Raw genomic sequence first — 26615 nt, 5'->3', positions numbered from 1 at the left:
TCCGAGCGTCGTAGCCGGTTATCCGGATATCCAGCCAAAACCGTGGCATTTACCGGATATTGACGTACGAAGCGGAACGCGGAACGGCGGCGCAACGATCCGCCAGCCTACCCCGCGCCGGTGACGGGCCAGGTCACGGGTGAGGAACGCGATATCCACCGAGGAGGAAGACGACGGAGCGCTCGCGCTCCACCCAGGCCGAGGTGTCCAGATCGACCGATTGGAGCAGTGCGCACTCGACGTCGTAGCCACCGTCGGCGAGGGCGCGGCCGAGCGCCTCGGCCTCGTCGCGGGTCGAGGCGTGGGTGACGATCCGCTCCGGGCGGCGGGCCGCGCAGGCGGCGACGACCGGCACTCCCCCGCCGCCGACACGGATCACGTCCGGCTCCGGCAGGTCCTCCAGCACCTGCGGGGCGCGGCCGTGGACGACCTGGAGCTGGACGCCGTAGCGGCGGGCGACCGCGGTGGTGCGGCCGCAGGCGTCCGGGTCGGCGTCGACGGCGATGACGGCGGCACCGAACCGCGCCGCCTCCACCGCCGCGGCACCGCTGCCGGAGCCGATGTCCCACACCAGATCGCCCAGCCGGGGCCCGAGCCGGGCGAGTTGGGCGGTGCGAAGCTGCACCGCCTCGCCCTCGCCGGACACCCCGCCGTACGCGCCGGACGGCAGCCCCCAGCCGCGCGGGCCGACCGGGTGGCCCACGTCCTGGCCGGCGATCCAGCCGCCGGGGCGGTCCCCGGCGTCGTCGGCGCGCCCGGTGGAGCCGATGACGATGACGACGTTGGGGTCGCGCCAGTCGTGGTCGGCGGCCCGGTCGGAGGTGAGGACGGTGACCCGTTCGCGGTCGGTGCCCAGCGCCTCGCAGATGACGAACGTACGGTGCACGCCGCCCAGCAGCAGGGCGAGTTCGGCGGGGCCGGCCCCGGGGGCAGTGAGGACCGCGACCTTGGGGTGGGCGCGGCAGACGTTGACGGCGCGGCGCAGGTCGCGGCCGTGGGCGACGACGATCTGGGCGTCGTCCCAGGGCATCCCGGCGCGGGCGAAGGCGGCGGCGACGGCGGAGACCGCCGGGACGACCTCGACCTCCAGGCCGTACTGCGGGGCGCGCAGGGTGCGGACGACGCCGAAGAAGCCGGGGTCGCCGTCGGCGAGGACGACGGCGGTGCCGCGGTGCCGGGCGATGCGGCGGGCGGCGAGCGCGACGCTGCCGAGGCGGACGCGTTCGGCGGCGGGCGGTACCTCGGGGAGGGCGAGATGGTGCGCCGCGCCGGCCACCAGGGTCGCGGCGCCCAGCGCGGAGCGGGCGGCGGCGGTGAGCGGCGAGCCGTCCCATCCGATGACCGTGACCCGGTCGGCCATGCTTCGTCAGTCTCCTGTCGCGGGTGGGGGCGGGATGCGGAGCCGTCGCGTCGCAGGTGGGCGCGGGAGTGGCACCGCGAGACTACCCCCGGCGGGGCCGGGCCGCGGCCCCGGGACGGCGGGCGCCCGCCACCCGGCCGCATCCCGCGCCGTGGCCCGAGCGCACCGGGCACGGCCGGACGCGGCCGGACGCGGCCGGATCCGGCGGTGGGCCGGGAGCGGGGGCGTGGCGCCCGGTCAGTTCCATTCCGGGTAGGCGAAGCCGTTGGCGTCGACCTTCCGGGCGGGCACGTCGAGGTCCTCGGGGAGCAGGCTCCAGAGGATGAGGTCGGTGCGGATGTCCGTCCAGCCGCCGTCCTCGGTGCGGGTGCGGGCGATGAAGGCGTTGCGCAGCACACCCTCGCTGATACAGCCGATCTTCTGGGCGACCTGCTGGGAGGCGGTGTTGCCGGCCGCGGTGCGCAGCTCCAGCCGCTCGAACCGCTGGTCGCCGAAGAGCCACCGGGCGACCGCGAGGGCCGCCTCGCAGGCGTAGCCCTCACCGCGGGCCCAAGGGGCGATGACGTAGGAGATCTCGGTGGAGCGGATCCGCCAGCTCGTGTTGCCGAGCTGGACGATGCCGACCAGGCGCTGGGTGAGGAATTCGGTGACGGCGAGGTCGATGCCGCGGCCGGAGGTGCGTTCACCGGGTGCGTAGCGGGTGACCCAGTGGCGGGCGCGGTCCTCGGTGTAGGGCTGCGGTATTCCGGTCCAGGCGGTGACGAGTTCGTCGTTCATCATCTCGGCGAGGGCGGGGATGTCGTCCTCGTCCAAGGGGCGCAGCACCAACCGGTCCGTGCTGATGGAGATATCCGGAAAGGTGGGGTTCATGCCGCTGCTCCAACGCTGTCGACCGTAGGGCTCCGGGGAGTTACGGGTCGTTTTCGATCACTTGTCGACCTTCGTGAGTGCACCAGCATGCAGCATTCCGGCGCGGATGCGCCAAGCACGGCGGCCCGTGCGCAGCGCGGGGCTGGGCACGGGCCGCCGGCGGTGCCGGACGCGGTCAGCTCTTGGGCTTGCCGAAGGAGGGCAGCGCGGAGCCGTCGGTGTAGGTCTTCTCGATGTACTTCTTCACCGCGTCGGAGTTGAGGAGCTTGGCGAGCTTCTTCACGCGCGGGTCGTCCTCGTTGCCCTTCTTGACGGCGAGGAAGTTGGCGTACGGGTTGCCCTGGACCGGCTCGATGGCGAGCGCGTCCTTGGACGGCTTGAGCTTGGCGGGGATGGCGTAGTTGCCGTTGATCGCCGCGGCGTCGTAGTCCGGGAGGGAGGAGGGCAGCGTCTCGGCCTTGGCCTCCTGGAACTTCAGGCCCTTGGCGTCCTTGACGTCGTTGAGGCCGGGGTTGTCGGCGTTGTCGTCCTTGAGGGTGATCAGGTCCTTGGACGCGAGCAGCTTGAGGGCGCGGCCCTGGTTGCTGGGGTCGTTGGGGAGGCCGATGACGCTGCCGGAGCCCAGCTCGGAGAGCTTGGTGTGCTTCTTGGAGTACAGGCCCATCGGCTCCAGGTGGACGTTGACCACCGGGACGATGTGGCCGCCCTCCTTCTTGTTGTACTCGTCGAGGTACTCCTTGTGCTGGAAGTAGTTGGCGTCCAGCTCCCCGTTCTCGGTGGCGGGGTTGACGAGCGTGTAGTCCTCGAAGGTGCGGACGTTGAGCTTCAGTCCCTCCTTCGCGGCCAGGTTCTTCTTGACGAAGTCGAGGATCTGGCCCTGCGGGACGGAGGTGGCGCCGACGGTGAGCGGCGCGTTCACGTCGCCCTTCTTGGTGGTCTCCGGGTCGGAGGGGGCGCTGCACGCGCCGAGCCCGAGGGTGAGGGCGGCGGCGGCCGCGACCGCCCCGGTGAGCTTGATGACGTTACGCACGAAGAGTGCCTTTCTCATGGGTCCCGCACGACGCGCGGGACTTCGGCCGTCCGGCAAAGGGTCCGGACCGGGGAATCACAGAAGGTGGGCGTTGTCCCGGTCGACGCGCTCGCTCGCCTTGCGCGGGCGGGGCAGGCGCAGCACCCCGCGGGGGGCGTCGGCGCGCGAGGAGCGGCGGGAGAGGGCGCGTACCGCGAGGTCGCCGATGAGCTGGACGGCGGTGACGATCACGATGATCAGGACCACCGTGACGATCATGAAGCGGGTGTCGAAGCGCTGCTGGCCGTAGGTGATGGCCACGCTGCCCAGACCGCCCGCGCCGAGGGCGCCGGCCATCGCGGAGTAGCTGATGACGGTGATGACGGTGTTGGTCAGACCGGCCACGAGCGAGGGCATCGCCTGCGGCAGCAGGACCTTGAAGACGATGGTCCAGGTGCCACCGCCCATCGACTGGACGGCCTCGACCAGCCCGCCGTCCACCTCGCGTACCGCGGTCTCCACCAGACGGGCGAAGAACGGGATGGCGCCGATGGCGAGCGGGACGACCGCGGCGCTGGGGCCGATGGAGGTGCCGATCACGAAGCGGGTGAACGGGATCAGGGCGATCATCAGGATGATGAAGGGCAGCGACCGCCCGATGTTCACCACGATGCTGATGACCTTGTTGACGGCGGCGTTGCCGAGCTGGCCACCGCGTTCGGTGAGGACCAGCAGGACGCCGAGCGGCAGTCCGCCGACGACCGCCCAGACGGTCGCCCACCACACCATGAAGAAGGTGTCGAGGCACGCGTTGTACAGCAGCGGCTGCATGTCGTTCCAGCTCACTTGGCGGCGTCCTTCCGGAGCGTGGTGGCGGGCGCGGTGGCTCCGGCGGGGGCGTCGGCGGCGTCCGCGGCATCGGCCACGTCGACCTGGAGTCCTTGTTCGCGGAGGAAGCCGATGGGGACGACGTTCTCCTCGAAGGGGCCGGGCAGTTCGATCCGCATCCGGCCGATCTGCTTGCCGCCGACGGTGTCCATCGCGGCGCCGAGGATCGAGATGTCGACGTTGTAGGTGCGCGACAGCTCGGAGATGACCGGGCGGGTGGCGGCGGAGCCGTGGAAGGTGACGTCGACGACGGTGCGGCCTTCCCCGGAAGGTTCGCCGCCCACCGGGAAGAGTTCACGGGCCAGTTCGGAGCCGGGGGTGGCGAGGAGCCCGGAGACGGTGCCGGACTCGATGACGCGGCCGCCCTTCATCAGCGCGGCGGAGTCGCAGATCGTCTTGACGACGTCCATCTCGTGGGTGATGAGGACGATGGTCAGGCCGAGTTGCCGGTTGAGGTCGCGCAGCAGTTGGAGGATGGAGCGGGTGGTCTCCGGGTCCAGGGCGCTGGTCGCCTCGTCGGAGAGGAGGACCTTGGGGTCGCCGGCCAGGGCGCGGGCGATGCCGACGCGCTGCTTCTGGCCGCCGGAGAGCTGGGCCGGGTACGCCTTGGCCTTGTCGGCGAGGCCCACCAGGTCGAGGAGTTCGAGCGCCTTGCGGGAGCGTTCGCGGCGGTCGACCTTGAGGATTTCCAGCGGCAGTTCGACGTTGTCCTGGACGGTGCGCGAGGACAGCAGGTTGAAGTGCTGGAAGACCATGCCGATGTGGCTGCGGGCGGCGCGCAGGGCGGCGCCCGCGCGTTCCTTGCGGCCGGCGAGTGCGGTCAGGTCGGTCCCGGCGACGGTGACCGTGCCGGAGGTGGGCCGCTCCAGGAGGTTGAGGCAGCGGATCAGGGTGGACTTGCCGGCGCCGCTCTGGCCGAGGACGCCGTAGACCTCACCCTCGCGGACGTGCAGGTCGACGCCGTCCAGCGCGGTGACTTCGCGGTCTCCTGAGCGGTAGACCTTGGTCAGGCCCGTTGTGGTGATCACAGGGAATTCCGTCACTGTCGAGTGCCCGGCGGCTCTCCGCCGGACACGGGGCATTCTTTCGCGGCATGGGAAACCGGGGACCTGAAAGACGCCGAAGAGCGGGCTTCGGGCTCCGGTGACGCGGGGTGGCCGGTTCCGTGGGGACGGACACTTTCGGCTCATGGCAGCAGGTCTCGCTTCGGGGCGCGAGGCTCAGGCGGGGGCCCTCAGCGGTCACACATTCGACACATGCAACGAGCACCGGGCGTCGTCATCGCCTCGGTCGCAGGGGTGCGGCTGCTCGTCGTGGTCATGGCGGCAAGTAAACCAGACAAGCGTCTTAGTCGAGCCACTGTGTCCGAATAGCGGACAGTGAATGTCGGAGCGTGGACAGCCCCCGCTCGGGTACGCGCACCGCCTCCACCACTCCCCGCCCGCACGGCCTGCGCGAACGCGCGCGCACGGGCCCACGTGGGCGATTCGTCCGCGCGGTACGGATCGGACGCGTGTGGCCAACGCCACGGCGGGCGGCACCGGACGTACGACGCGAGAGGGGCCGGCCCCTCTCGCGCGGGCCCGGAAGCGGCGGTGGCGGGCGGTGCGGCGGCGGGCCGCGTCCGGCCCGCCGCCGCCACACCCGCCACCGGGCCGCACGCCGCCACACCCGCTCACCCTCACCGCTCCCCCGTCGCCGCGCCGGGCCCGGGGGCGATCGTCCGGTACGGGCCGATTAGCATCGCCTCATGCCCCACAACCCCACGGTGCGCCGCCGTGCCGCGCGGAGGTCCCGGTGATCGACGCCCTGACGATCGCGGTCGGTGTGACCGCTCTCGCCCTGGCCGCCTGGTGCGGTTTCGCCGCGTACCGCGACGAGCCGACGAAGGACTGGCACTTCATCGGCATGGCCGTCGTCTCCCTCCTCGGGATCGTGCAACTCGTCGTCGGCATCGTGCAGTTGGCGGGCGGGCACTCCCCCGCCAAGGGCACCGCGCTCTTCCTCGCCTATCTGATCGGCGCGGCGGCGTGCGTACCGGGCACCGGCTTCATGTCGCTGTCGGAGCGCACCCGCTGGGGCTCGGCCACCGTCGCGGCGGGCGCCGTGGTGCTGGCCGTGCTGGAGGTCCGGCTTTTCGACATCTGGGGAGGCAGCCATGGCTGAGTCCACGAGGACCGTCACGCAGGAAACCGCCGCGGGGAGCGGCCGCCGCTCGCTGGGCACCGGCCCCGGACGGCTGCTGGTCGCGCTCTACGGCATCTTCACCGTGGCCGCCGCGTCCCGTTCGCTGTACCAGCTCATCGCGCAGTTCCACGTGGCGCCACTGGCCTACTCGCTCTCGGCCGTCTCCGCGGTGGTCTACGGCTTCATCACCTTCTCGCTGGTGCGCGGCGGTGAGGGCGCCCGCCGGGCGGCGCTGGTCTGCTGCGCGCTGGAGCTGCTGGGCGTCCTCGGCGTCGGCACCTGGACGCTGGCCGATCCGGCCGCCTTCCCCGACGCCACGGTCTGGTCGGACTACGGCATGGGCTATCTCTTCATCCCGGTCATCCTGCCGGTGACCGGCCTGCTCTGGCTGCGGCGGTCGCGTACGGCCTGACCTGCGGGTACGGCCGTGCCGCGGGGCCTTTGAGGGGTGCGGCCCCGCGGCGCGCGGCTCAGGCTCCGGTGACGTACGCCTGCTTCTCCAGCGTGACGCGGCCCAACCGGCGGCCGGTCTCCTCGGTGGCGACGGGGGCGTAGCCGTGGCTGCGGTAGAGGCGCAGACCGCCGTCGCCGCGGTGGCCGGCGAGGAGGCGGTAGCGGGTGGCGGCGCGTTCCGCGCTCAGGCGCGCCTCGACGGCGGCGAGCAACCGGCCGCCGAGACCGTGCCGTTGCAGCCGCGGATGGACGATGAGCTTGCCGATACGGGCGGTGCCGTCGGCGTCGACGGTGCCGCGGGCCGAGCCGACCACCTCGTCCCCGAGGCGGGCGACGACCACACAGCCGGTGGCGAGTTCCTCCCGGAGCCCGGCCAGGGTCTGGGTGAGCGGTTCGATGCCGTAGTCGTCGTACAGCGCCGCTTCGGGCTGGTAGCAGAGGTACTGGAGTTTGAGGATCTGCTCGGCGTCCTGGTCGGTCGCCGCAGAGATGGTCACGCTCGTGCCCATGCGCGTCTGCCTCCCCTTCTCGGTTCGCGGTGTTCCGGACGCCATGAGGGTGGCGGCGGCGCCCGGAACGATGGCCCTGACCGGCGGCGCCCGGCAGACGCCACCGCTCCGGCGTGGCCGCCGCCGGTGCTCTCCAGGGCTCCCCGGAAAGTGCCGGCGGCAATCGCGCCGCGAGCGCCTGTCACCTCACACTTACGCCGCCGCCCGGAGGCGGGGCGGACGGGTGGGGCGGCAGGCCCTGGCATTCTGCGGGCCCGGCGCCGCCTCCGGAACGGAACCGCCCACCGCTGTGACATTCCCGACGCCGCCCGCCCCGGGGAGCGGAGCGGGCGGCGGCCGGATCAGGCCCGGCGGAACTCCTCGGCCACCAGCAGCGCGGTGTCCGGGTTGTCGGAGAACATCCCGTCGAGACCGGCCGCCAGGCAGGCCCGGAAGTAACCCCGGGCGTCGCCGTAGGCGTTCGGGTCGGTGCCGCGGCGGAAGTCGGCCGGCAGGAAGGTGTTCTCGTTGCGGCCGGTGTAGGGGTGCAGGACCAGACCGGCGGCGTGCGCGTCCTTGACGAGCGGGGTGGGCGGGCCGGACTTCCCGTCCGCGTCCCGGGGGATGATCTGATCCAGCGCCGGGCCGATGCCCTGGGCGAAGCCCGCTATCCAGCGCAGCCCCTCGGGCTTGATCAGGTCGGCGACGGTGCGCGGGTCACCGGACTCGACGAAGTCCCACGGCCGGGTGTCGGGCGCGTCCAGCAGGACGACCTTGGGGCAGTCCACCAGCTTGCCCAGCCGCTGGATGCTGTCCGGCTCGAACGACTGGAGGAAGTTCGCCGAGGTGCGGCGGTGGCGTCCGTACGCGCGCAGCGCCTTGGCGAGCCGCTCCTCCAGACCGAGGCCCAGCTTGCGGAAGTAGGTGGGGTGCTTGGTCTCGATGTGGAGCCAGACGCGGCGGCCCCGGCGGCGGCCCTCACGGTCGGCCCAGCGCAGCACCTCGTCGAAGGTGGGCACCTCCCACACGCCGTCGTAGAGCGTGTTGTGCTGGCGGGTCTTGGGGATGCGCTCCTTGGCGCGGAGGGTCTTCAGCTCGGCGAGGGTGAAGTCCTCGGTGAACCAGCCGGTGAGCTTCACCCCGTCGACGGTCTTGGTGGTCTTGCGGTCGGCGAACTCGGGGTGCGCGGAGACGTCGGTGGTCGCCGTGATGTCGTTCTCGTGGCGGCAGACGAGGTGGCCGTCCTTGGTGGGGACGAGGTCCTGCTCGATGACGTCGGCGCCCATGTCCAGGGCGAGTTGGTAGGAGCCGAGGGTGTGCTCCGGACGGTAGCCGCTGGCGCCGCGGTGGCCGACGATCAGCGGGACGGGCAGTTCACCGCCGTGGCCGCGGCGGCCGGCCGCCGCGGTCGCGCCCTCCGCTCCGGCACGGTCCGCCGCCCCGGCCGGTCCGGCGGCGCCGAGCACCGCCGCGCTCGCGCCGAGGGCCGCGGCGGCCCCCAGAATCCTGCGCCGTCCCGGCTGCTGCCCCTGGTGCATCCCCGCTCCTTGCTCTCGGTTCGTGTGATCGGCCGCCCCGGCGCCGTGGGGTGATCGCCGGGCGGCCGGTCGATCGTATGCACGACCGGGGGCGTCCGGGGAGACGGGCGGGGGATTCCGGGAGAACATGGCGCAGACGGGGGCCAACTGCGCATGGCGACCGGATGAACCCGGTGTGCGACCGTAGGTGACTCGCGAGTATCGTCCTGTAGCCGCAGCTCCGTCGTCCACCCGTCACCGCCGACCCGTCACGCCCGGAGGGCCCGTTGTCCCGCATTCTGCTGAAGGCGATTCTCGGATTCGTCATGCGTGTCCTGTACCGCCCCACGGTCGAGGGCGTGGAGCGCATCCCGGAGACCGGCCCGGTGATCCTGGCCGGCAATCACGTCACGTTCATCGACTCGCTGTTCTTGAGCCTGGTCGTCAAGCGGCCGGTGTACTTCATCGGCAAGGACGCGTACGTCACCGGCAAGGGGCTCAAGGGCCGGGCGATGGCGTGGTTCTTCCGCAGCTCCGGGATGATCCCGGTGGACCGTGACGGCGGGCGCGGCGGTGTCGCCGCGCTGATGACCGGCCGCCGGGTCCTGGAGCAGGGCCACGCGTTCGGCATCTACCCGGAGGGCACCCGCTCCCCCGACGGCCGTCTCTACCGCGGCCGTACCGGCATCGCCCGGCTGACGCTGATGACCGGCGCGCCCGTCGTCCCGTTCGCGATGATCGGCACGGACAAGGTGCAGCCCGGCGGCAAGGGCGTGCCGCGCATCGCCAAGGTGACGGTCCGCTTCGGTGAGCCGCTGGACTTCTCCCGCTACGACGGCATGGACCGCGACCGCTACGTCCTGCGGGCCGTCACCGACGAGGTGATGAGCGACGTGATGGAGCTGTCCGGCCAGGAGTACGTGGACGTGTACGCGACGAAGGCGCGCGCCGCCTGACCTGTGGGACCGCACGACGGGCCGCATCCCCGGTGGGGGTGCGGCCCGTCGCCGTGTGCGCGGGTCAGCAGGGGACGCGGAAGCCGCCGCGCTGTCCCTCCGGGCCACCGGTGCGGGCGGTGCGCAGGGCCGCCTCGGGGCGCGGTACCTCGGTGCCGTCGGCCAGGAGCAGCCGGGGGCTCTCGGTGACGGTGCCGGTGCGGGCGCCGGGGGCGGTGGCGTTCTTCACCCGGACCCGGTCGGTGGCGGCGGGGGTGAGCCGCTTGCGCTGCCGGACGAAGGCCACGAAGCTCTCGAAGTCGCGGGTGTGGCGCACCGGTTCGGTGAAGCCGAGGAAGGCGCTGAAGCCGTCCTGGTTGATGAGGGTGTACGAGGGCGCGGCGAGGCGGTAGGCGCGCTTCTCGTCGAGGGGCCGGCCGTCGATGAAGACCTCGGCCGGGTCGACGCGTTTGCCGACCGGTCCGGTGGCGTCGAAGGTGTAGCGGACGTTGCCGGAGACGGCGAGCGGGGCGAAGCCGAGGGTGCCGCCGGAGGCCGGGGCCCACTGCTCCTCCAGGGCGTCGTGGAGCTGACGCCCGGTGACGGTGACGGTCATGATCGGGTCGCCGAAGCCGACGGCGTTCCAGGCGGCGCCGAAGGTGACGGTGCCGTCGGCGCCGTCGTGCGCCAGGTCCGCGGCGATGATCGCCTGGCCCTGGCGGGGCGCGACGGCGATGAGGGCGAGGTCGGCGGGGGTGTTGGCGGGACCGCCCGGGTCGGCCATCGGGTCCAGGGGCTGCTGTCCGGCCCACAGTGCCCAGTCGGCGACGAGGTTGCCCATGGTGGACTCGCCGGTGCTCTTGCGGGTGCGGGTGAAGGAGGCGGTCTGGGTGGCGAGCGGGGTGGCGGCGCGGCGGGTGCCGTATCCGGCCCAGTAGTCGGCGATCTCGCGGAGGACGGGGTCGGGGGTGATGTCGCGGGTGTTGGGGTGGTTGGTCGTGGTGGTCAGTTCGCGGACGACCTCGCCGGTGGTGCGGTCGAGGCGGAGCGTGATCTCGTTGATCAACTGGCCGTAGCAGCCCGCCTCGACGAACGGGCGGGGGCGGCCCGACGGGTCGGGCAGCATCATCGAGAAGGCGCAGTGCCAGTGGCCGGTGACGATGGCGTCGATGTCCGGCGAGACGCGCAGGGCGAGTTCGTAGGCGGGCCCCGAGGGGTTGGTGCCGCTGTTGAAGTCGGAGCCGGCGACGGCGCCGTCGTGCATGCTCAGGACGAGGGCGCCAACGCCTTTGGCCTTGAGTTCGGCGGCGCAGCGGTTGGCGGTCTCCAGCTCGTCGAGGGTGCGCAGTCCGGGCTGGTAGGAGCCGGGGAACGACTCGGTGCCGATGGCGGTGAGGTGGATGAAGCCGATCGGCAGGGTGCGGCCGCCGCCCGCGTCGACGTGCACGATGTTGTACGGCGGCAGGACGGTCTTCCCGGTTCCGGCGTGGGTGACGTTGGCGCTGTAGTAGGGGAAGTCGGCGCCCTTGAAGCGGCGGCCGGTGGAGTCCTTGAAGGCGTCGTCGCGGCCCACGACGGGGTAGGACTGGCCGCCGGTCATGTGGGTGGTGAGGTACCGCGCCGACTTGTCGAACTCGTGGTTCCCGGCGGACGCGAAGTCCAGGCCCATGGCGTTGAGCGCCTCGATGGTGGGCTCGTCGGCGAGGGAGGCGGTGTCGAACTCCCAGCCGGAGAAGAGGTCCCCGGGGGCGAAGAAGACGGAGTTGGTGTGCCCGGCGCGCAGCGCGTTGAGGTGGGCGGCCAGGTAGGGGACGCCGCCGACGGTGTATCTGCGGCCGCCCGCGCCGGTGATGACGGAGTTTCCGCCGGGCGCGGCCTGGAGGTAGCCGTGCAGGTCGGTGATGTTGAGGAGCTGGACGTCGACGTACTCGGTGGCGGTGGCCGCGTCGCGGGCGTGGCCGGTGGCGTAGGTGGGGGTGGCGATGGCGCCGGTGGTGGCCAGCGCTCCGGCCGCGGTGAGGAAGGAACGTCGTCCGATCTCGCGCACTGCGTCACTCTCCTGGGAGTCCCGGGCGGATGGGAACGGACGGAGAGTCAAGCGGGCGGGGCGGGCGCGCCGATCTCCGCGACGCGACGCGGACGTGAACGGGCGGCGGACATCGGCTTGCCGGCCACCGGTACGCCCGGCGCGCCGTGGCGATCATGGTGGCGGCCCGCCCGCACCCTGCCCCCGACACGCCCCGCCGCCCCCCGCCACGTCCCCCGTCCGCACCCAAACCGGACGGCCGGGCAAGTACGGGGGCGGGGCGCGGGGCAGCGGAACGTACGGGCGTGAGCTCAGGACGTACGGGGTTCGGCCCCCGGCGGGCTTACGGGAGCGGGAGCGCGGCCTTTTTCCGAGCGGTGCGGCGGGGGACCGGGCGGTGCGGGAGCCGGGTCAGCGGACGACGTCGAACACGTTCTTCTGGACGCCGTTGGCGTACGCCTCGTGTTCGACCAGCTTCAGCTTCTGGGCGTCCTTGTCCGTGGCGCTGAACAGGCGCTTGCCCGCGCCGAGCAGCAGCGGGAAGACGAGCAGGTGGTACCGGTCGATCAGGCCGGCGTCCGAGAGGCTCCGGTTCAAGGAGGCGCTGCCGTGGACGATGACCGGGCCGCCCTCGGTCTGCTTCAGGGCGGCGACATCGTCGAGTGAGCGCAGGATCGTCGTCTCGCCCCAGTTCGTCACCAGGTCGTCCTCGGTGAGGGTGGTGGAGACGACGTACTTCGGCATCACCTTGTAGTCGGCGAAGTCCGCCATGTCCGGCCACACCGGGCTGAACGCCTGGTAGCTGACCCGGCCCAGCAGCATCGCCGCGGCTTCCTTCTGCTCGCGGCCCTTGATGTCGAACGCCTCGGGGAGGAACTCGATGTCGTTGACGGTCCAGCCGGCGTTCCGGTAGCCGGGCTCGCCGCCCGGGGCCTCCACGACGCCGTCGAGCGAGATGAAGGCCGTGCTGATCAAGGTGCGCATCCAGGGTTCCTCGGTGTCTCATGTCCGGTTGCCGGCGGGTCGGATCGGGAGACGCCTCGGCCCCCCGCCTTCACGTGCGGCGATTCAACCACGGCCCGTGAGTGGTGATCATGGAGGTGTTCATCGGTCCGTGCCCGGCCGGCGAGCCCCGCGCACCGTGCGCCGCCAGGAGAGTCGTCCTAGGCCGCCGCCCCCGTCCCCCGCTGATCCTCCGCGGACGGCTTCTCCGGGCTGTCGCCGAGCTTCTGGCCGCGCAGCAGGAACCACGCGACGACCGAGGCGCTCAGCAGCAGCACGGCGCCGACGCCCGCCGCGACGTCCAGGCCCTCGACGAAGGCGTCCTGCGCGGAGCGCAGCAGCGCGGCGGACTGATCCGCCGGCAGGGTCCGCGCCGCCTCGACCGCGCCGCCCAGCGACTCATGGGCCGCGGCGGACGCGTCGTCCGCCACACCCGCCGGGGCGGGGAAGCCGCGGTAGATGCCGGTGACGATGGAGCCGAGCAGGGCGATGCCGAGGGCCGCGCCCAGTTCGTACGCCGTCTCGGAGACCGCGGAGGCGGCGCCCGCCTCCTCCTTGGGGACGCTGGAGAGGATGACGTCGGCGGTGACGGTGAAGGCGAAGCCGGCGCCGATGCCGACGACGAAGAGGATCGTGGTCAGCGCGAGGGTGCTGGTGTCGGCGTGCAGGGTGACGCAGCCGGCCAGCGCCAGGCCGACGACGGCGAGCCCGCCGGCCACCACGACGCGGACGGAGAGCCGCCGGGCGACGTACCCCGCGGCCAGACCCGCGCCGACCGCGCCGACCGCCGCGGGCAGTTCGACCAGTCCGGCGTTGAGCGGCGGCCGCAACTGCACCATCTGGAGGAACTGCGACAGGAAGAAGACCAGTCCGGACAGGCCGAGGATGGTCAGCAGGTCGGCGAGGACCGCGCCGGAGAAGCCCCGGTGGTGGAAGAGCTTCATGTTCAGCAGCGGCGAGTCGAGGCTGTACTGGCGGCGGACGAACACCACCAGCGCGGCGACGCCGACGACCGCGGCCACCGCGATGTCCCAGCGGAAGCCGTGCGCCGCCGCCTCCTTGATCGCGTAGACCACGGCGACGATGCCGACGAGGGAGAGCCCGACGCTAGGCAGGTCCCAGGGCCCCGGCTCGGGGTTGCGCGACTCGGGGATGACCCGGGCGCCGACGATCACGAGGAGCGCCATCACCGGCAGGTTGATCAGGAAGACCGAACCCCACCAGAAGTGGCCCAGCAGGAAGCCGCCGAGGACCGGGCCGACGGCGGTGCCCGCCGAGGCCATCGCGCCCCAGATGCCGACCGCGAGGCTGCGCTCACGGGGGTCGTGGAAGAGGTTGCGGATCAGCGCGAGGGTGGACGGCATCAGCGTCGCCCCGGCCACACCGAGCAGCGCCCGCGCCCCGATCATCATCTCCGGGCTGGTCGCGTACGCGCACAACGCCGACATCGCGCCGAACACCACGGAGCCGATGAGCAGCAGTTTCTTCCGTCCGATGCGGTCGCCGAGGCTGCCCATCGAGACCAGCAGACCGGCGATGACGAACGAGTAGATGTCGCCGATCCACAGCAGTTGGGTGCCGGACGGCTGGAGGTCCTCGCTGAGGTACGGGGTGGCCAGGCCGAGCACCGTGGCGTCGACGCCGACCAGCAGCACCGCGAGCACGAGGACGGCGAGCGCCAGCCAGCGTCCCGGGCGGGGGTGGTCCTCGTGGGCGGAGCCGGGGCCCGCCACTGTGCTCTCGGTCATTGCTCCATGCTCCGTCGTGCGCCGCCGAGCAGCAGCTCGGCGATCGAATGGGTGAGGTCGTTACGGGCCACCCGTCCGTCGTGGACGGCCCAGGCACCGGCGCCGATCAGGCCGTAGAGCGCCTCGGTCAGCCACGCCGGGCTGAGGTCGATACGGAAGTCGCCCTCCTCCTGGCCACGGCGGAACAGCGCGTGGATCCGGGCGTCGAGGCGGGCCCAGCCCTCGTTGATCTCCCCGTCCTCGAAGAGCTGGTTCTCGGTGAAGAGGAAGGCGAGGACACCGGCGACCGGTTCGGTCTCGGCGACGAGCCGCCGGAGCGCTTCCGGGGCGGCGTCCTCGTCGAGCCGGGCGGCGTCCAGGGCGCGGGCGAGTTGTTCGATGCCCTGCTGTTCCAGTGCGCGGATGAGGGCGTCGCGCCCGGCGAAGTGCCGGTGCAAGGTGGCGCGGCCGATGCCGGCGGCGCGGGCGATCTCGTCCATGGAGGACGTCGGCCGCCGGGCGAGCAGCGCCGCGGCGGCCGTGAGTACATGGGAGCGGTCCACAGCCATGAGACACACCCTAGCCGAATGAGACATGCGCGTCTCATTCAAGCGGTGGGGGTCCCGTACGGCTCACCGGGGCGCCGGTACGCCGACGGCGGCCCTCCCCCGCGGGAAGGGCCGCCGTCGGTGCGTACGGGTGCGGGTCAGCGCTTGGCCGCGGCCCACTCCTGCTGGAGCGCGAGGTCGGCCTTGACCTCGGCGAGCTGGACGGCGACGGCGGACGGCGCGGTGCCGCCGCGGCCGCTGCGCGAGGCGAGCGCGCCGGGGACGTTGAGGACGGTGCGGACCTCGGGCGTCAGCTCGGGCGAGATCTTCGCGAACTGCTCGTCCGTCAGCTCGTCCAGCTCCTTGCCCTCGGCCTCGGCGACCTTCACGCACTCACCGGCGACCTCGTGCGCCACCCGGAACGGCACACCCTGCTTGACCAGCCACTCCGCGATGTCGGTGGCGAGCGAGAACCCGGCCGGGGCCAGCTCCTCCATCCGCTCGCGGTTGACGGTGAGCGTCGCCATCATGCCGGTGAACGCCGGGAGCAGCACCTCCAGCTGGTCGCAGGAGTCGAAGACCGGCTCCTTGTCCTCCTGGAGGTCGCGGTTGTACGCCAGCGGCAGCGCCTTGAGCGTCGCCAGCAGACCCGTGAGGTTGCCGATGAGACGGCCGGACTTGCCGCGCGCCAGCTCCGCGATGTCCGGGTTCTTCTTCTGCGGCATGATCGACGAGCCGGTGGAGAAGGCGTCGTGGAGGGTGACGAAGGAGAACTCCTTCGTGTTCCACACGATGATCTCCTCGGCGATCCGGGAGAGGTTCACGCCGATCATCGCGGTGATGAACGCGAACTCCGCGACGAAGTCCCGCGAGGCGGTGCCGTCGATGGAGTTCCCGGCGCTGCCGCGCTCGAAGCCGAGGTCGGCAGCGACCGCCTCCGGGTCGAGCCCGAGCGAGGAGCCCGCCAGCGCGCCCGAACCGTACGGCGAGACGGCGGTCCGCGTGTCCCACTGCCGCAGCCGCTCGGCGTCCCGGGAGAGCGACTGGACGTGGGCCAGGACGTGGTGGGCGAAGAGCACCGGCTGGGCGTGCTGGAGGTGGGTGCGGCCCGGCATGGCGACGTCCGGGTGCGCCTCGGCGAGGCCGATCAGTGCGCCCTGGAGGTCGGCGATCAGCCCGCCGATGATCCGGGCGTGGTCGCGCAGGTACATCCGGAAGAGCGTGGCGACCTGGTCGTTCCGGGAGCGTCCGGCGCGCAGCTTGCCGCCGAGGTCGGCGCCGAGCCGCTCCAGCAGCCCGCGCTCCAGGGCGGTGTGCACGTCCTCGTCGGCGACGGTGCCGGTGAACGAGCCGTCGGCGACGTCCGCCTCCAGCCGGTCGAGCCCGGCGATCATGCGCTCCAGCTCGTCGGCGGTGAGCAGTCCCGCCTTGTGCAGCACGCGGGCGTGGGCACGCGAGCCGGCGATGTCGTAGGGGGCCAGCCGCCAGTCGAAGTGGACGGAAGCGGAAAGCTGGGCCAGCGCCTCGGCGGGACCGTCGGCGAACCGTCCGCCCCAGAGCCGGACGTCACCGCTGTTGCTGCTCACTGCTGCTCCTCGGAGGTGGTGAGGTACCACCGCCCGTCCGCGCGGGGCGGGCAGGCGGCCGTCGTACGAAGGTCGAGTAGGTAACGAGCCGGACCGGGCGAGGTCGCGTCCGGCCACGTCCGCGACGGACCACCGGAGCGGGCGGGCACGAGGCACGCGGCCCCGGCTCCCCGGCGCGATCTCTACGCTGATGAGCATAAGTATGCAGTGGGCTGCATGATTCGTCAATACGGTGGGTGACGGGCGCGCGCCGGAGCCCCGGCGGTGCGGGCTCCGGGCTCCGGGCTCCGGGCGCCGGGCGCCGGGCTCCGAGCGCCGGGCTCCGGAACGACCCAGCCGTCAGCCGGCGTCGCGCAGCTCCTCCAGCAGGATCTGCACATGGCCGTGCGGGAGGTCCTTCGTGGCGGTCAGCAGCGTCATGGGGCCCTCGCCGGCGAGTTCGCGCAGGTGCTCCAGCGCCTCGCCCGCCGCCGCGTCCCGCGCCAGCTCCTCGCGGTAGCGGTCGGCGAACTCCGCGAACCGCTCGGGATCGTGCCCGTACCAGCGGCGCAGGTCCGTCGAGGGTGCGACGTCCTTGCACCATTCGGTCAGGTCGGCGTGGTCCTTGGAGAGGCCCCGCGGCCAGAGCCGGTCGACCAGCACCCGTGCGCCGTCGGACGGTTCCGGCTCCTCGTAGACCCGGCGGATACGCAGGCCGTCGGCGGACGCCTGTCCGGAAGATTGTGTGGCCATACCTCATCGAAACACGCCGCGCGCCGCGCCGCCGGTGCGGCCGCCCGCCCCTGCCCGGGCCCCGTCGGGGAGCGCTCCGGGACCCCGCTTTTGGTCTCCGGGCACCGGACAGGGTATTTTTCTTCTGCACGCCCCGACCGGGACTCTTCCGGTCGGTTCATGCACCGGGACGTGGCGCAGCTTGGTAGCGCACTTGACTGGGGGTCAAGGGGTCGCAGGTTCAAATCCTGTCGTCCCGACGGTGCGAAGGCCCGTCGGCCGGAGAGAGATCTCCAGGCCGGCGGGTTTTTTCGTGTGCGGACGCACCCGGACGGGCGGTGTCCCGGCCGGGTGGGCCGGGACACCGCCTCCGGGTCAGACCCGGGCGCCCGTGTCGTGGCGCAGGCCCTCGCCCGCCGGGCGGCGGGTGCGGGGGCCGCGCGGGCGGGCCGGGTACGGCGGCGGGGCGCCGCTCACCTTCTCCAGGGCGATGGCCAGCGGCAGCGCCGTGAACATCGACGAGTACGTGCCGACGCCGATGCCGATGAGCAGGGCCACCGCGAAGTCGGTCAGGGAGTCACCGGCCAGGGCGGCGAGCGCGGCGAGGATGAAGACCGCGCCGATGCCGGTGTTGACCGTCCGCGGCACCGTCTGGAGCAGGGCCCGGCCCGCGACCGTACGCAGCGGCGCGGCGCGGTCGGCGGCCCACAGTTCGCGGACCCGGTCGAAGACCACCACGGAGTCGTTGACGGAGTAGCCGACGACGGTCAGCAGTGCGGCGAGGAAGACGCCGTCGACCGGCCTGCCGAGCCAGGCGAAGGCGCCGACCAGCACCACCACGTCGTGGACGAGGGCGGCGACCGCGGCGAGCGCGAAGGTCCAGCGGAAGCGGACCGCGAGGTAGAGCAGTTGCCCGGCCAGCGCCACGCCGAGGGCGATCAGCGCGCCGCGGCGCAGCTCGGAGCCGAGGCTCGGCCCGATCTGCTCGTCCCGTACCTTCTCCGCGCCGCCGCCGAGACCGGCGACCACGTCGGTGATCCGCTTCCCGTCGGTGGCGGACAGCGGCTCGGTGCGGACGGTCAGCTCCTCGGCGCCCGAGGTGTGGACCACCGCGCGCGGGAAGCCCGCGTCGCTCAGGGCGTCCCGGGCGCGTTCGGCGTCCACGGGGGCGGTGGTCGTGTACTCGATCATCCGGCCGCCGGTGAACTCCACGCCGAGGTCGACACCGCGTACGACGATGCCGGCGGTGGCCAGGGCGAGCGCGAGAGCGGTCAGCAGCGGCCAGCGGCGTCGGTGGCGCAGCGGGTCGGGGGCGCGCCGTTCGAGCCAGGTGCGGACCCGGCCGGGGCGGGCCAGGCCGGTCAGGTGCGGGCGGCGGGTCACCGGCCGCCGCGAGAGGGTGAGTTCGGCCAGGACGCGGGTGATCAGCAGGGCGCTCACCATGGAGGCGACGACGCCGATGCACAGGGTCACGGCGAAGCCGCGGACCGGGCCGGAGGCGAAGGCGAAGAGCAGGCCCGCGGCGAGCAGGGTGGTGAGGTTGGAGTCGGCGATGGCGCTGAAGGCGTGCCGGAAGCCGGCGGTGAGCGCGGCGCGGGGGCTGCGCCGGGGCGCGCCGCTCCGGGTGCGGCCGCCCGCCGCGTACTCCTCGCGGGCCCGCTCGAAGACCAGCACATTGGCGTCGACGGCCATCCCGATGGCGAGGACGAAACCGGCGAGCCCGGGGAGGGTGAGGGTCGCGCCGACGGCGAGCAGCGCGGCGTACGAGAGCAGCGCGTAGCAGGCGAGCGCGGTGGCGGCGAGGGCGCCGAGGAGGCGGTAGACGACGGCGAGGAAGGCCGCGGTCAGGGCCGTGCCGAGGAGCGCCGCGCGGGCGCTGGAGTCGAGGGCGGCGGCGCCGAGGGTCGGGCCGACGGTGCGCTGTTCGACGGTCTCGACGGGGACCGGGAGGGCGCCGCCGTTGAGCAGGAGGGCGAGTTCCTTGGCGGATTCCTGGTCGAAGCCGCCGGTGATCCGGGTGGCGCCGCCGGTGATACCGGCCTCGCAGGCGACGGACGGATCGACCTGCGGCGACGAGATGATCTTGTTGTCGAGGACGATGGCGGCGCGGCGGGCCGGATCACCCGGAGGTGCGCAGGCCGCCTCGGCGGTGAGCGCCTGCCAGGCGCGCTCCCCCGGTCCTCGCAGGTCGAGGGCGATGTGCCAGCCCGCCCCGCCCTCCGCGTCGAACCGCGCGGTGGCGCTCTCCACCCCGGCACCGGTCAGCGCGGGCGGGCCGAGCCGCAGCCGGGTGCCGGACTCGTCGGGCAGGACCACGGGGGCGGAGCCCTTGCCGGGGTCCTTGCCGGGGTCCTTGTCCGGGTCCTTGTCGGAGCCTTCGCCCGGGGCCTTGCCGGGAGTCTTCGGGGGCGTGCCGGGACCGGCGGGGTCGCTGTCTGTTCCGGCCGGGGTGTTGCCGGGGGCCGAGGTGGCCTTGTCGGGCCCGGTCCGTTCCGGTCCGTTCTTGCCGGGGGCCGGGTGGTCGGTGGGGGCCGCGGTGCCGAGGACGGGGTGGACGGTGAGTTGGGCGGTGCGGCCGAGGACGCCGGCGGCGTGGGCGGGATCCTGGACGCCGGGGAGTTCGACGACGATGCGGTGGTCACCGGAGCGGGCGAGGGTCGGTTCGGCGACGCCGAGGGCGTCCACCCGGCGGCGCAGCACCTCCAGTGTGCGGTCGGTGGCGTCCCGGTCGGCCGTGGCCGACGGGGAGTCACGGGTCTCCAGAACGAGCTGCGTACCGCCCCGCAGATCGAGACCGAGCCGGACGGGTTGCGTCACGGCGAGATGGACGGACAGGGCGAGCACGGCGCACGCGAGCAGCGCGCGCACCCTGGTGGCGCGGGTCATGATGCCTCCAACAGGCATACCGCGTCCGGGCGTTGCCGGGCGCGGTGGAATGCGACAGGACGTCGGTCAACTGCCGGAGGAGGGCGGGGCGCGGGCCGGAGGCCGCGCGGCGAACCCGGGCACGCCGTCGGCGGCGGCCCGGATCCGCGGCGGACGCGGCCCCGTGTACGGCGGTACGGGAAGGACCCCGGCGGGCGGCGTGCCCGCCGGCGGGTGAGACGTCGGCTCGGGCCCGGCGCCCGGCCCCGCACACAGCACGGGGACCGGCTGCCGGAGCGCGGGAACGGACCGGTGACCCCGGACGAAGGAGGCCCCGGAATGCGGGGACACGGCGGCGGCCGCCAAAGGCGCCGGGGCGTGCGGGGTGGCGTGGGAGTGCGCTTCGGAGGGGGCGCCCGGATGCGGGAGGGCGCCGGACGGGGCGGGAGGAAGAGGCCCGGAATGGGTGCCCGGGGCGGCGTTTCCCCGCTCCGGACCGCCCCCCGGAACGGAAGCGGCGCGAGGCTCCGGGGCAGCGCCGGGCCCGGAGGCGGCGCCCGGGGCGAAGGGAACGGACGGGGCGGCGGGGGTGCGCGGCCCCAAGGCGGCACCGGCCCTGTGCACCGCGCCCGGCCCGGAAGCGGCTCCCCCGGCGAACGCGGAATCCGGCGCGGGCCCGCCGCCCGGCGCGTACCCGGCACCCGTCGGGCGGGCGGCTTCCGCCGCGTAGGAGGACGGCGGTGCCCCCCGCTCCCCCGTCGGTGGCGGGAGCACGCCCAGCAGCAGAGCGGTGAGCAGCAGGAGGACGCGGAGGGCGGGGCCGGGCAGCGCGCGGAGGGCGGGAGTACGCGGGACGCGGGATCCGCAGGCACGCGAGGCGCGGAGGGCAGGCGGGCGTGGGGTGCGGGCGGGCGGGCCCCCCGGTTGCCGCTCGTCGTAGCGCGCCATACCGCCCCTCCCCTTCCCCGCCATTCGTTCCGTCCGTTCCAGCCGTTCCAGCCGTCCTGACCGTTCCGGCCGTTCCACTCGTCCTGACCGTTCCACCCGTCCTGGCCGTTCCGGCCGTTCCACCCGCTCCGGCCGTTCCACCCGTCCTGGCCGTTCCAGCCGTCCCACTCGCTCCGGCCGTTCCATCCAGTCCGGCCGTTCCACCCGTCCTGGCTGCTGTTCCGGCCGATCCACCCGCTCCAGCCGTTCCACCCGTCCTGGCCGTTCCAGCCGTTCCACCCGCTCCGCCGTCGGCGTTGCCGTTACGGCTCTATCAGGCCGGTGCGGATCGCGTAGCGGGTCAGTTCCAGGCGGTCGCGCATGCCGAGTTTGTGGAGCATGTTGGCGCGGTGGCGGTCGACGGTCTTGACGCTGATGACGAGGGTGGCGGCGATCTCCTTGGAGGAGTGGCCCTCGGCGACGAGTTTGAGGACCTCCTCCTCGCGGGCGGTGAGGATGCGTTCCGGTACGCCGTCGCCCTGGCGGACGCGGTCGAGGTAGTGGCGGATCAGGGCGGTGACCGCGCCGGGGTAGAGGAAGGGCTCGCCGCGCATCGCGGCGCGGCACGCCTCGACGAGGTCCCGGTCGGCGACGGATTTCAGGACGTAGCCGGACGCGCCCGCCTTGAGCGCCTCGAAGAAGTACTGCTCGTTGTCGTACATCGTCAGCATCAGCAGCCGGGTGCCGGGGAGTGCGGCGGAGAGTTCCCGGGCCGCCTGGAGGCCGGTCATCCGGGGCATCGCGACGTCCAGGACGGCCAGGTCGGGGCGGTGTTCGCGGGCCAGCGCGAGGGCTTCGGCGCCGTCGCCCGCCTCGGCGACGACCTCCAGGTCCGGCTCGCCGTCCAGGATCAGCCGGACGCCGCGCCGGACGAGGGCGTGGTCGTCGGCGAGCAGGATGCGGACGGGGCCGGGCGCGGTGCGGCCGGTCATGCGGCTCCCTTTCCTTCGCCGGGCAGCGGGACGGTCAGCCGGACGGCGAGGCCGCCGGTGGGCGCGGGTCCGATGTCCAGGCCCGCCTCGATGAACAGGGCGCGCTCGCGCATCCCGCGCAGACCGGCGCCCTCGCGCGCCCGGCCCATGCCGCGGCCGTCGTCGCGGACCTCCAGCACCACCGCCCCAGACTTCTGACGCAGGGTCAGTTCGACGGTGCGGGCGTCGGCGTGCCGGGCGGTGTTGGTCAGCGCCTCCTGGGCGACGCGGTAGACCACCAGCTCGGCGGCGGCGCCCAGCTCCGGTACGCCGCTGTCGCAGCGGCAGCGCACGGTGAGCCCGGTGTGGGTGGCGTAGTCGGTGGCGAGGGCGGTGAGGGCGCTGGTCAGGCCCAGGTCGTCGAGGACGCCGGGGCGCAGCCGGCGGGCGATGCGGCGGACCTCGTCCAGGGACAGCCGGGTGGTCTCCTGGGCATGGCGCAGCTCGCCGCGCAGGTGTTCCGGGGCGCGGTCGGCGGCGCGTTTCAGCTCCAGGAGCACCGCGGTCATGCTCTGGCCCACCTCGTCGTGCAGCTCCCGGGCGATACGGCGCCGCTCGGACTCCTGGGCGGAGAGGGCGCGGGCGGTGCTGGCGGCGCGTTCGGACTCCAGCCGGTCCAGCATCTCGTTGAAGGTGCGCAGCAGGACGGCGACGGAGCCGCGGCCGTTGACGGGCAGCCGGTGGCCGGGGCGCAGCAGGTCGACGGTGACCATCCGCTGGGTGAGCCGGTCGAGCGGGGCCAGACCGATGCGGAGCAGCGCCGCGTTGGCGACGAGCATGACGACGAGACCGCCGACGAGCACCACCGCCTCGGTCAGCCCCACCGGCACCGAAACGGTCACCGGCGCCCACAGCAGCAACGCGGTGGCCGCTCCCAGCACCACCGCGTTGAGCCCGAAGATCCGCCAGAACAGCGACACCGCGCGCCACACCTCCTTGATCCGGGTCACTCTCCCATCCGCCGTGACCCATGGGGGCGCCCGGGTCGGCGCCCAGCCTGCCGGTCCCCGGGCGGCACCGTCGATCGGGCGCGGGGCCCATCCGGAGGCGCGGATACCGCCCCGGCGCACCCGGAGATGGGTGGTGTCACCCATGTACGGGGCGGGCGGCGGCGGTCAGGGTGGACCGGGGGCGGCGGTGCCGTGCTCGCCGGGCGGTGCGTCGCCCCGGCGTCGCGGTGCGGGCGCTCCCGGCCGGGCGGTGACCGCCGCCCGCCGTCCCGTCACCCGCCCGCCCCGGTACGCAGCCGGTGGCGTACCGGGAGCGGCGGTGGCCGCGTCCCGGCCCGGTCCCGTGTCCGGGCCGGGGCACGCCCGCCGCCGATCCCGTGGCGCAGCGAAAGGAACCGTCCACGATGTCGCCTGATGCGGCCCGCGCCGAGACCCCTGCCGAACGGATCGGTGCCGACGACGCCCGCCGGCGCCTGGCGCACGAGCGCGACGCCCGGCTGGCGCAGCTCACGGCCATCGAGGGCGGGGCGCCGCCCGGTACCGACGCGCTGCTGACCTCGCAGACCGCCGCGATCCGCCAGGTCCTCGCGGAGATCGGGCAGGCCGAGGCGCGGCTGGACGCGGGCACGTACGGCGTCTGTGTGCGGTGCGCCGAGCCGGTGCCCGCCGAGCGGCTGGAGATCCTGCCGTACGCCCGGTGCTGTGTGGGCTGTCAGGAGCACGCGGGCTGAGCCGCCGGACGTGACGATGGCCCGGACATCCCGCGGGGTGTCCGGGCCATCGGTGCGTACGGCACGGACCGGGCGCGGCGGTCGCCGGGCCCGGTCGGTGGTTCAGTGCGCCTTCTGGGCCAGTCGCAGCAGGTGGTCGGCGAGCGCCTGACCGCCCGCCGGGTCGCGGCTGATCAGCATCAGCGTGTCGTCGCCGGCGATGGTGCCGAGGATGTCGTGCAGTTCGGCCTGGTCGATGGCGGAGGCGAGGAACTGCGCGGCGCCCGGCGGGGTGCGCAGCACGACGAGGTTGGCGGACGCCTCGGCGGAGATCAGCAGCTCCCCGGAGAGGCGGCGCATCCGCTCCTCCTTGGCCGACTCCCCCAGCGGCGCCCGCGGGGTGCGGTCGCCGCCCTCGCTGGGCACCGCGTAGATCAGCTCACCGCCGGTGTTGCGGATCTTCACCGCGCCCAGCTCGTCCAGATCGCGGGAGAGCGTCGCCTGGGTGACGGAGAGTCCGTCGTCGGCGAGGAGCTTCGCGAGCTGGCTCTGCGAGCGGACCGCCTGCCGGTTGAGGATGTCCACGATCCGGCGGTGGCGGGCGGTACGGGTCTGCGGTACGGCCTGACCTCCGCCGAGGGTCTCGTTGTCGTCCTGCGCGTCGATCATCGCTTCGTCAGTCTCCGGATCGTTGTTCCCCGTCGGCCGCTTCGCGGGCCGTGTCGAGGACGCCGGGCAGCTTGCGGAGGAACGTGTCCACGTCGTCGTCGGAGACGATCAGCGGCGGGGCGAGCCGGATGACGTCCGGCGCGACCGCGTTCACCAGCAGGCCCGCGTCCTGAGCCGCCTGTTGCGCCTGAGGCGCGAGGGGCTCGGTCAAGACGATACCCAGGAGCAGGCCCGCACCGCGGACCGAGGCGACGGCGGGGTGCGCCAGCGCCTCGATCCCGGAGCGCAGCCGCTCCCCGGCCCGCTTGACGTGGTCGAGCAGTCCGTCCCGCTCGATGGTGTCCAGGACGGCGAGCGCCGCCGCGCAGACGACCGGGTTGCCGCTGAACGTCGAGCCGTGCGAGCCGGGCGTCAGCAACTCGGCGGCCGGGCCGAACGCCAGCGTCGCGCCGATCGGCAGCCCGCCGCCCAGCCCCTTCGCCAGCGTGACGACGTCCGCCTCGACGCCTTCCTCCTGGGCGGCGAACCAGTGGCCGGTGCGGCCGATGCCGGTCTGGATCTCGTCGAGGACGAGGAGGGTGCCGGTGGCGGCGGTGATCTCCCGGGCGGCCCGGAGGTAGCCGGGCGGCGGGACGACGACGCCGTTCTCGCCCTGCAGCGGCTCCAGGATCACGAACGCGGTGTCGGTGGTGACCGCCGCGCGCAGCGCCTCGACGTCGCCGTACGGGACGTAGCTGACGTCGCCGGGCAGCGGGGCGAAGGGCTCCTGCTTGGCGGGCTGGCCGGTCAGGGCCAGGGCGCCCATGGTGCGGCCGTGGAAGCCGCCGGTGGTGGAGACCATGTGGGTGCGGCCGGTGCGGCGGCCGATCTTGAAGGCCGCCTCGTTGGCCTCGGCGCCGGAGTTGGAGAAGTAGACGCGTCCGGGGCGCCCGGCGAGGGCGAGCAGCCGCTCGGCGAGCGCGACGGTCGGCCCGGAGACGAAGAAGTTGGAGACGTGGCCGAGCGTCCGCACCTGGTCGGTGACGGCGCGGACCACCGCGGGGTGGGCGTGGCCGAGGGCGTTGACCGCGATGCCGCCGAGGAAGTCGAGGTAGGCGGCGCCGTCGGCGTCCCAGACCGTGGTGCCCTCACCGCGGACCAGGGCCAGGCGCGGGGTGCCGAAGTTGTCCATCAGGGCGCCCTGCCAGCGCTGCTGGAATTCCGTGTTGCCGGTGGTGTCGCTCATACCGCCCCCTCGTCCGTGCCGCTGTCGGTGTCGTCGTCCGGCACGACCATCGTGCCGATGCCCTCATCGGTGAAGATCTCCAGCAGGATCGAGTGCTGGACCCGCCCGTCGATGACCCGGGCGGTGTGCACGCCGTTGCGGACCGCGTGCAGGCAGCCGCGCATCTTGGGGACCATGCCGCTGGCCAGGTCCGGCAGCAGCGCCTCCAGTTCGGTGGCGGTGAGCCGGGAGATGACCTCGTCGCTGTCGGGCCAGTCCTCGTAGAGCCCCTCGACGTCGGTGAGGACCATCAACGTCTCGGCGCCCAGCGCGGCGGCGAGGGCGGCGGCGGCGGTGTCGGCGTTGACGTTGAAGACGCCGTGGTCACCGTCGTCGCCGCTGGCCGCGACGGAGGAGATGACGGGGATCCGGCCGTCGTCGAGGAGGGCCTGGACGGCTCCGGTGTCGATGGCGGTGACCTCGCCGACCCGGCCGATGTCCACGCGCTCGCCGTCGATCGACGCGTAGTGCTTGGTGGCGGTCATCAACTGGGCGTCCTCGCCGGTCATACCGACGGCGAGCGGGCCGTGGCGGTTGAGGAGGCCGACCAGTTCGCGCTGGACCTGCCCGGCGAGCACCATCCGGACGACGTTCATCGCCTCGGGGGTGGTGACCCGCAGGCCCGCCTTGAACTCCGACTCCAGGCCGAGGAGGTCGAGTTGGGCGCTGATCTGCGGACCGCCGCCGTGCACGACGACCGGGCGGAGTCCGGCGTGGCGCAGGAAGACGACGTCCTGGGCGAAGGCGTTCTTCAGGTCGTCGTCGATCATGGCGTTGCCGCCGAACTTGATGACGACGGTCTTGCCGTGGTGCCGGGTCAGCCAGGGCAGCGCCTCGATGAGGGTGCGGGCCTTCGGCAACGCGGTGTGTTTACGGGTACTCATGCGACGGC

General features: G+C 73.3%; 23 protein-coding genes and 1 tRNA gene. 5 read left to right on the top strand and 19 right to left on the bottom strand.

Annotated features, from left to right (window positions below):
• Positions 1-133: 133 nt before the first annotated feature.
• From cbiE to ACGH2B_RS24145, 5 genes are all read right to left on the bottom strand, one after another.
• On the bottom strand, positions 134-1360 hold the full coding sequence (gene cbiE, locus ACGH2B_RS24165) for a precorrin-6y C5,15-methyltransferase (decarboxylating) subunit CbiE (protein ID WP_399093693.1): 1227 nt from the start codon (positions 1358-1360) through the stop codon (positions 134-136).
• A 237-nt stretch (positions 1361-1597) separates the two neighbouring features.
• Positions 1598-2230, bottom strand: coding sequence for a GNAT family N-acetyltransferase (locus ACGH2B_RS24160; protein ID WP_399093690.1), 633 nt, complete (start codon positions 2228-2230; stop codon positions 1598-1600).
• A 175-nt stretch (positions 2231-2405) separates the two neighbouring features.
• Positions 2406-3260, bottom strand: a complete 855-nt coding sequence (locus ACGH2B_RS24155) for a MetQ/NlpA family ABC transporter substrate-binding protein (protein WP_399093687.1) — start codon at positions 3258-3260, stop codon at positions 2406-2408.
• A gap of 75 nt (positions 3261-3335) precedes the next feature.
• Positions 3336-4085, bottom strand: coding sequence for a methionine ABC transporter permease (locus tag ACGH2B_RS24150; RefSeq protein ID WP_399093684.1), 750 nt, complete (start codon positions 4083-4085; stop codon positions 3336-3338).
• Positions 4082-5155, bottom strand: coding sequence for a methionine ABC transporter ATP-binding protein (locus tag ACGH2B_RS24145; RefSeq protein WP_399093681.1), 1074 nt, complete (start codon positions 5153-5155; stop codon positions 4082-4084). Before ACGH2B_RS24145 ends, ACGH2B_RS24150 begins: the two co-directional genes overlap by 4 nt.
• A gap of 769 nt (positions 5156-5924) precedes the next feature.
• Between ACGH2B_RS24145 and ACGH2B_RS24140 the strand changes: the two genes are divergently transcribed.
• On the top strand, positions 5925-6293 hold the full coding sequence (locus ACGH2B_RS24140) for a hypothetical protein (protein WP_399093678.1): 369 nt from the start codon (positions 5925-5927) through the stop codon (positions 6291-6293).
• Positions 6286-6726, top strand: a complete 441-nt coding sequence (locus ACGH2B_RS24135; RefSeq protein ID WP_399093675.1) for a hypothetical protein — start codon at positions 6286-6288, stop codon at positions 6724-6726. The genes ACGH2B_RS24140 and ACGH2B_RS24135 overlap by 8 nt, the downstream gene beginning before the upstream one ends.
• Positions 6727-6784: 58 nt before the next feature.
• On the opposite strand, the gene ACGH2B_RS24130 is transcribed toward ACGH2B_RS24135, so the two are convergent.
• Together ACGH2B_RS24130 and ACGH2B_RS24125 are read right to left on the bottom strand one after the other, a co-directional pair.
• The gene (locus ACGH2B_RS24130; protein ID WP_399093672.1) at positions 6785-7276 is read right to left on the bottom strand and encodes a GNAT family N-acetyltransferase; all 492 of its coding nucleotides are present in this window, start codon (positions 7274-7276) and stop codon (positions 6785-6787) included.
• Between the two features lie 341 nt (positions 7277-7617).
• A complete protein-coding gene (locus tag ACGH2B_RS24125) occupies positions 7618-8793 on the bottom strand; it encodes a glycerophosphodiester phosphodiesterase (protein WP_399093669.1) in 1176 nt (391 codons plus the stop codon).
• A gap of 266 nt (positions 8794-9059) precedes the next feature.
• Between ACGH2B_RS24125 and ACGH2B_RS24120 the strand changes: the two genes are divergently transcribed.
• A complete protein-coding gene (locus ACGH2B_RS24120) occupies positions 9060-9728 on the top strand; it encodes a lysophospholipid acyltransferase family protein (protein ID WP_399093666.1) in 669 nt (222 codons plus the stop codon).
• A 64-nt stretch (positions 9729-9792) separates the two neighbouring features.
• Here ACGH2B_RS24120 and ACGH2B_RS24115 read toward each other — a convergent pair whose 3' ends face one another.
• The 6 genes from ACGH2B_RS24115 to ACGH2B_RS24090 form a co-directional block, all read right to left on the bottom strand.
• Positions 9793-11754, bottom strand: coding sequence for a bifunctional metallophosphatase/5'-nucleotidase (locus ACGH2B_RS24115; protein WP_399093663.1), 1962 nt, complete (start codon positions 11752-11754; stop codon positions 9793-9795).
• A gap of 390 nt (positions 11755-12144) precedes the next feature.
• Positions 12145-12717 carry a dihydrofolate reductase family protein gene (locus ACGH2B_RS24110; protein WP_399093661.1) on the bottom strand — a complete coding sequence of 191 codons (573 nt, stop codon included), beginning with the start codon at positions 12715-12717 and terminating at the stop codon, positions 12145-12147.
• Between the two features lie 179 nt (positions 12718-12896).
• Complete coding sequence (locus ACGH2B_RS24105; RefSeq protein ID WP_399093658.1) at positions 12897-14483, bottom strand: MFS transporter; 1587 nt, start codon at positions 14481-14483, stop codon at positions 12897-12899.
• Positions 14480-15031, bottom strand: a complete 552-nt coding sequence (locus ACGH2B_RS24100) for a TetR/AcrR family transcriptional regulator (protein ID WP_399093655.1) — start codon at positions 15029-15031, stop codon at positions 14480-14482. Before ACGH2B_RS24100 ends, ACGH2B_RS24105 begins: the two co-directional genes overlap by 4 nt.
• Before the next feature lie 137 nt (positions 15032-15168).
• On the bottom strand, positions 15169-16596 hold the full coding sequence (gene argH, locus ACGH2B_RS24095; protein WP_399093652.1) for an argininosuccinate lyase: 1428 nt from the start codon (positions 16594-16596) through the stop codon (positions 15169-15171).
• A gap of 339 nt (positions 16597-16935) precedes the next feature.
• Positions 16936-17328, bottom strand: coding sequence for a DUF488 domain-containing protein (locus ACGH2B_RS24090; protein ID WP_399093649.1), 393 nt, complete (start codon positions 17326-17328; stop codon positions 16936-16938).
• Between the two features lie 165 nt (positions 17329-17493).
• On the opposite strand from ACGH2B_RS24090, the gene ACGH2B_RS24085 reads away from it, so the two are divergent.
• A tRNA-Pro gene (locus ACGH2B_RS24085) sits at positions 17494-17567 on the top strand.
• A gap of 115 nt (positions 17568-17682) precedes the next feature.
• Here ACGH2B_RS24085 and secD read toward each other — a convergent pair.
• The 3 genes from secD to ACGH2B_RS24070 form a co-directional block, all read right to left on the bottom strand.
• The gene (secD, locus tag ACGH2B_RS24080) at positions 17683-20193 is read right to left on the bottom strand and encodes a protein translocase subunit SecD (protein ID WP_399093646.1); all 2511 of its coding nucleotides are present in this window, start codon (positions 20191-20193) and stop codon (positions 17683-17685) included.
• 1229 nt (positions 20194-21422) lie between these two features.
• On the bottom strand, positions 21423-22091 hold the full coding sequence (locus tag ACGH2B_RS24075; RefSeq protein ID WP_399093643.1) for a response regulator: 669 nt from the start codon (positions 22089-22091) through the stop codon (positions 21423-21425).
• Positions 22088-23050 (bottom strand): HAMP domain-containing sensor histidine kinase, encoded by a 963-nt coding sequence (locus ACGH2B_RS24070; RefSeq protein ID WP_399097272.1) that lies wholly within the window; start codon positions 23048-23050, stop codon positions 22088-22090. Before ACGH2B_RS24070 ends, ACGH2B_RS24075 begins: the two co-directional genes overlap by 4 nt.
• Positions 23051-23484: 434 nt before the next feature.
• On the opposite strand from ACGH2B_RS24070, the gene ACGH2B_RS24065 reads away from it, so the two are divergent.
• Complete coding sequence (locus tag ACGH2B_RS24065) at positions 23485-23811, top strand: TraR/DksA family transcriptional regulator (RefSeq protein ID WP_399093640.1); 327 nt, start codon at positions 23485-23487, stop codon at positions 23809-23811.
• 102 nt (positions 23812-23913) lie between these two features.
• Here the strand turns inward: ACGH2B_RS24065 and ACGH2B_RS24060 are convergent, their stop codons facing one another.
• The 3 genes from ACGH2B_RS24060 to argB are packed head-to-tail and all read right to left on the bottom strand — an operon-like array spanning position 23914 to position 26607.
• Entirely contained in the window at positions 23914-24459 is a 546-nt protein-coding gene (locus ACGH2B_RS24060) for an arginine repressor (protein WP_399093637.1), read from the bottom strand.
• Positions 24460-24466: 7 nt separating this feature from the next.
• Positions 24467-25684 carry an acetylornithine transaminase gene (locus tag ACGH2B_RS24055; protein WP_399093634.1) on the bottom strand — a complete coding sequence of 406 codons (1218 nt, stop codon included), beginning with the start codon at positions 25682-25684 and terminating at the stop codon, positions 24467-24469.
• Positions 25681-26607: an acetylglutamate kinase gene (gene argB / locus ACGH2B_RS24050; RefSeq protein WP_399093631.1), complete on the bottom strand. Its 927-nt coding sequence runs from the start codon at positions 26605-26607 to the stop codon at positions 25681-25683. Before argB ends, ACGH2B_RS24055 begins: the two co-directional genes overlap by 4 nt.
• Positions 26608-26615: the final 8 nt, after the last annotated feature.

It is taken from the genome of Streptomyces sp. BBFR2 (assembly GCF_044497305.1).
GTDB lineage: Bacteria > Actinomycetota > Actinomycetes > Streptomycetales > Streptomycetaceae > Streptomyces.
This window is presented reverse-complemented; position numbering and strand designations above follow the sequence as displayed.